The following is a 4,358-nucleotide window of genomic DNA, read 5'->3' as shown; positions in this document are numbered from 1 at the left end:
GGTAAGACCATGGGCAGAATCGGTACCGTGGCCAACCAGCGCGACCGGTGCGGCAAACGGAGGGCAAACCAGGCGAGTGCCGTGCCCAGGACTACCGCGATTACAAGAGACCCGATACCCAGAGCGAGGGTCGTCGCGATGGTCGTTCCAATGTTGGGCAGTGCCACCGCATCCCGGTAGGCTCGCCCACCATCCTCGAGGGCCAGGTATTGAAGACGGATCAGGGGGAACAGCACGAGAAACGAGAGCACGAGTGCCAGTCCCACCGTGAGGCCATGGTGCCGAACCCATCGGGTTGCGGCTCGGTCTGCGCTGACGTGGTTGATGACGCTCATGCTCTCGCCTTCTCGTAACAACATGCCGGATGTGCTCGAAACCTGGTGCTAGCGGCCGAAGATCTCGCGCCACCTGGCCTGGTAATCGGTTGCCCAGGCGGGGTCGAGCACATGGTCAAGGTCGGTCAGGACGATGGGGGTGTTATCTCCCAGGGTCTCGGGCGCGACGTCAGTGAGGGGCGTCGCGCCGAACTCGGCAATGGCGGCTTGTCCGGCCGGGGTGGCGAAGAAGTTCATGAACACCTGAGCGGCGTTGGGGTTGCCTGCGGACTGTGGAATGTAGAAGAGGTTCTGCGCTGTCCAGGCGGGGTCGGGAACGACAAAGTCGACGGGCGCTCCGTTGGCCTTGAGCTCGGCAAGGTCGACCGCTGTGGCAAATCCGCCGACGGCAACCTCGCCGGACGCGATCGCCTCGTTCATCACGGCTGCGCTGGGATAGAAGGTGGGCTCCTGCTTGGCCATTTCTTCGAGAAAGTCGGGGTTGTGATTCTCTTCGATAAAGGTCCACCAGTCGGCAAAAACCGCGGCGTATGGCTCGATCATCCCCACGACACCGTTGTCGAGGCGGGGGTCGAGAAGATCGTCGTAGCCTGTGATCCCCTCGGGGAACTGTTGGGTGTTCCAGCCAATCACGACCAGCCCAATGGGTGCCATGACGACGTTGTCGTTGACGATGTAGCCGCTGTCAACCCAGTCGGTTTCATCGAGGGCCGGACCTTCGATATCGGTGAGCCAGTCCGTCGCTGCGGACTTTTCGTAGGTCCATGCGTAATTCACTGCCGAAACCACATCCGCGCCAGCCGTTGACGTGTCGTGTTCTGTTTCGAGGGCGGCCTGCATCTCCGCAGCATTGAGCGCGCGAATCTCGACCGAGATCTCGGGGTATGCGGCTTCGAACGCCGCTTTCAATGCTTCTCTCGCAGCGGGCGGAGAGACCGAGTACCACGTGACGCGGCCTTCTTTATTCGCCGCATCGATCACGGCCTGCCATTCAGCAGAGACCGGCTCTGTCTCGGGTGCGCTCGCCGCCGGGGTGTCGGCTGTCGAGCATCCCGCGACAGCGAGTGACAGCATTGCGGCGACTGCCGCAGCAGCCCATCGGGATGAACTTTTCACGTCGTGTTCCCTTCGGTCAGCGGGAATAATCCGCGCTCCTCATATGATCTGAACACTAGTAATCATTAAGAAGAAGCGCAACGGATGCACGCGATCGTTTCGATGGTGCGAGGGCGCAGTGAATGCCACGGCAAGGCCTTGGATCTTTCGCGAAAGTCGGGCGCCAGCGTTAGCTGTGAGACCCGCCGCGAGTGGTGAGAATAATGCGTCTGCGCTCGCCCGTTGCCAGGACGTGAGTGGGGTAAGCGCGGGCGTGGGCGCGGGCGAGTGTCATCGCGTGACTGCGGTGCCCTTTGCGGATGGCGTCGAGAATCTCTTCGTGTACCGCAAGAACCTCCTCGCGCTGCTCGATCGACGGGTAGTCGGCGGTGAGCTCTGCGGTGTCTGCCCATGCCTGTTCCTGGGTCGACCACAGCTCTTCTAGTGCGCCGACAGTGATGCGGATCGTCGCGTTGCCACACGACGCGATCAGGGCCTCGTGAAACGCTCGGGAGTGGGCGGTGAACTCAGCGCCGTTGGCCAGATGCTCCCGCGCCGCGGTGAGGTGGGGCTGGAGCTTGGCGATCACCGCCTCTTCGCGATCTTCTCGGTCTGCCGCGAGGGCGGCACACAGCGGTTCCATCTCCACGAGCGCATCCGCAAGATCTTTAAGGGGAGCATCCTCGAATTGCAGGAGCAGCCCGAGGGATCCGACGATTCCGCTCCGGTCGGGGGCGCGCACCTCGGCGCCGCCAACGTTGCCGCGCCGCACGATCACGAGCCCTTCGGCTTCGAGAATGCGCAGGGCCTCTCGCATGGGGGGCCTGCTGATCGAAAACTCCCGCATGAGGTCTTCTTGCCTGGGCAGCATCGAGCCTGCGACGAGTTCGCCCGTGATGATCCTGTTGCGCAGGATGTTCGCCACCATTTCGCCGATTGACTGCTGATTGAGTGGCTGAATAGCCCCCAGGGTGTCTCGCGTCATGGCGCCGGCCTCTTTCTGAACTCGTCGTTATCTAAGACAACCTCATTAACTACTGTGGGGTGTTCGGCGCGCCGTGTCCTGCCGAGCCGTCGGGCTTGGTCAGATCAAAGAGGCAGGTTGCAACGATCGCCGGCCTGTCCTCGTTCTCCCGCTCGAGTGACATCTCGACCTGAAGCCGACATCCCCTGGCTGTGGGGATCACGTCGGCGAGCTTGGCCTGCATTCGGATGCGGGAGCCGCTCAGTACCGGGGCGGTAAAGCGCACACGCTCGAATCCGTAATTGACCATGAGCGGAGCGTCCGTCACCCACAACAGCCCGGGCCACAGGGCGCTGATCATGGCGAGGGTCAGGTAGCCATGGGCGATCGTCGTGCCGAAGGGACCCGTCGCCGCCTGCTCCTGGTCAACGTGCAGCCAGTAGTGGTCGTCCGTGAGGTCGGCGAATACCTGGATGTCGTCTTGCGTTATGACGCGGTAGTCGGAGGGGCCGAGATCGCTGCCAATCATTGCCTCGAGTTCGTCGTACGTAACCTGCATTTCGTCTCCTTTGATCGATGCTGCGATGCTGCGGTGCTGCGGTGCTACGAGCGTTCGGCGCGCAATCCTTCGGCGATGCGCTCGCGGTGCCAGCGGCGGTCCCCAAAGAGGGCTTCGTTGAGCTTCGCCCGCTTGAAAAAGATGTGCATGTCGTGTTCCCACGTGTAGCCGATGCCGCCATGCAGTTGGATGCCGCGGCCGGCGACCCAAGCGGCAGCCCCGCACGCGTAGTCCTTGGCCATCGACACGAGCTGCGCGGCATCCGCTCTGCCTTCGTCGATCGCCATCGCCGCCTCGTCGATGAGTGCCCGAGCCATCTCGGTGCGAACGAGCATGTCCGCTGCCTGATGCTTGACCGCCTGGAACGAGCCGATTGCCCTGTCGAACTGTTGGCGCTGCTGGGCGTACTCGGTGGTGAGGGCCAGCACCCGCGCGGCGGCCCCGAGCGAGTCGGCCGCGAGCAGGAGTGCGCCGCGCTGGGCGGCAGCGGCGACGCATGCGGTTGCGGCATCGCCGACCCCGAGCACGTCGGATGACGGCAGGGTCGTTCCGTTGAGTCGCACGCGCCCGAGCGTGCGGGTCAGGTCGAGGGCCTCTTGCCGTTCCACGCTCACGCTGTCGTCCGCTGCCGAGACGAGTCCGACGACGGCGGTGCCATCGTCGGTGCGCCCGAGCACAACGAGTACGCCAGCGGTCAGGGCATCGAGAACGTACGAGACCTGTCCGTCGAGGCGCCATCCGCCGTCGAAGGATGTTGCGACTACGCCGTCGCCATCCGCATCGGTCGAGAAGATGTCGGGCAGGGCGACTGCGCCGCCGAGTCCACCCTCGGCGAGCTGTGCGAGCCAGGTGTCACGCGCCGTTTCCGATTCTGAGGCGAGCAATGAACTGATCGCGGCGCTCGTGCCGACGAGCCGCGTCGACGCTGCCGCCCATCCTGTTCCCTCCGCCACCTGGCGCACATGAGCGGTCGTGCCGTCTCCGCCCCCGAGCGACTCGGGGATGTCGATGCCAAAGAGCCCGAGTTCCGAGAACGCGTCGTCGAGACCTTCGTTGACCGCGGTGCCGCCATCAACGATGCGATGCACCTCCGCGAGCGATGATTTCTGTTCAAGCAGATCCCACGCGACCTCGCGCAGCGCCTGGTGTTCTTCTGTGATTCCCAAAATTGTCATCGCCACTACCTCGGTTCGCGGGGGAGGCCGAGCCCACGCTCGCCAATGATCGTTCGCTGAATTTCGCTTGTGCCGCCGGGGATCGTCCACTCCCACGACGAGATGTGGTCGAGCAGCCATTCGCCCGATTCCCATCCGCCGCTCGCGACGCGGGGGGTCTTGAGCTGACCTTCGATTCCCGAGATCGAGGCGCCGAAGCCCGTCATGTCTTGAAGTAGCTCGCTGTAGAC

5 protein-coding genes and 1 pseudogene are annotated in these 4,358 nt (G+C 63.7%); all 6 read right to left on the bottom strand.

What is annotated here, in order from left to right; genetic code table 11:
* Window positions 1-335, bottom strand: a 335-nt coding sequence (locus AC062T_RS06780) for a hypothetical protein (RefSeq protein WP_476028566.1), incomplete at its 3' end; no start/stop codon positions are given.
* A 48-nt stretch (window positions 336-383) separates the two neighbouring features.
* Complete coding sequence (locus AC062T_RS06775) at window positions 384-1,451, bottom strand: ABC transporter substrate-binding protein (RefSeq protein ID WP_476028564.1); 1,068 nt, start codon at window positions 1,449-1,451, stop codon at window positions 384-386.
* Between the two features lie 169 nt (window positions 1,452-1,620).
* Window positions 1,621-2,415 (bottom strand): FadR/GntR family transcriptional regulator, encoded by a 795-nt coding sequence (locus AC062T_RS06770; RefSeq protein ID WP_476028562.1) that lies wholly within the window; start codon window positions 2,413-2,415, stop codon window positions 1,621-1,623.
* A 49-nt stretch (window positions 2,416-2,464) separates the two neighbouring features.
* On the bottom strand, window positions 2,465-2,953 hold the full coding sequence (locus AC062T_RS06765; protein WP_476028560.1) for a MaoC family dehydratase: 489 nt from the start codon (window positions 2,951-2,953) through the stop codon (window positions 2,465-2,467).
* Between the two features lie 44 nt (window positions 2,954-2,997).
* A complete protein-coding gene (locus AC062T_RS06760; protein WP_476028558.1) occupies window positions 2,998-4,128 on the bottom strand; it encodes an acyl-CoA dehydrogenase family protein in 1,131 nt (376 codons plus the stop codon).
* A 5-nt stretch (window positions 4,129-4,133) separates the two neighbouring features.
* A pseudogene (locus AC062T_RS06755) lies at window positions 4,134-4,358 on the bottom strand (hypothetical protein); the annotation flags it as partial.

It is taken from the genome of Homoserinimonas sp. (assembly GCF_056262345.1).
This window is presented reverse-complemented; position numbering and strand designations above follow the sequence as displayed.

What these genes read in the sequence shown, in the direction of transcription:
- AC062T_RS06760 (WP_476028558.1), bottom strand. Translation starts at nt 4,128, where the DNA reads ATGACAATTTTGGGAATCACAGAAGAACACCAGGCGCTGCGCGAGGTC.
- AC062T_RS06770 (WP_476028562.1), bottom strand. Translation starts at nt 2,415, where the DNA reads ATGACGCGAGACACCCTGGGGGCTATTCAGCCACTCAATCAGCAGTCA.
- AC062T_RS06765 (WP_476028560.1), bottom strand. Translation starts at nt 2,953, where the DNA reads ATGCAGGTTACGTACGACGAACTCGAGGCAATGATTGGCAGCGATCTC.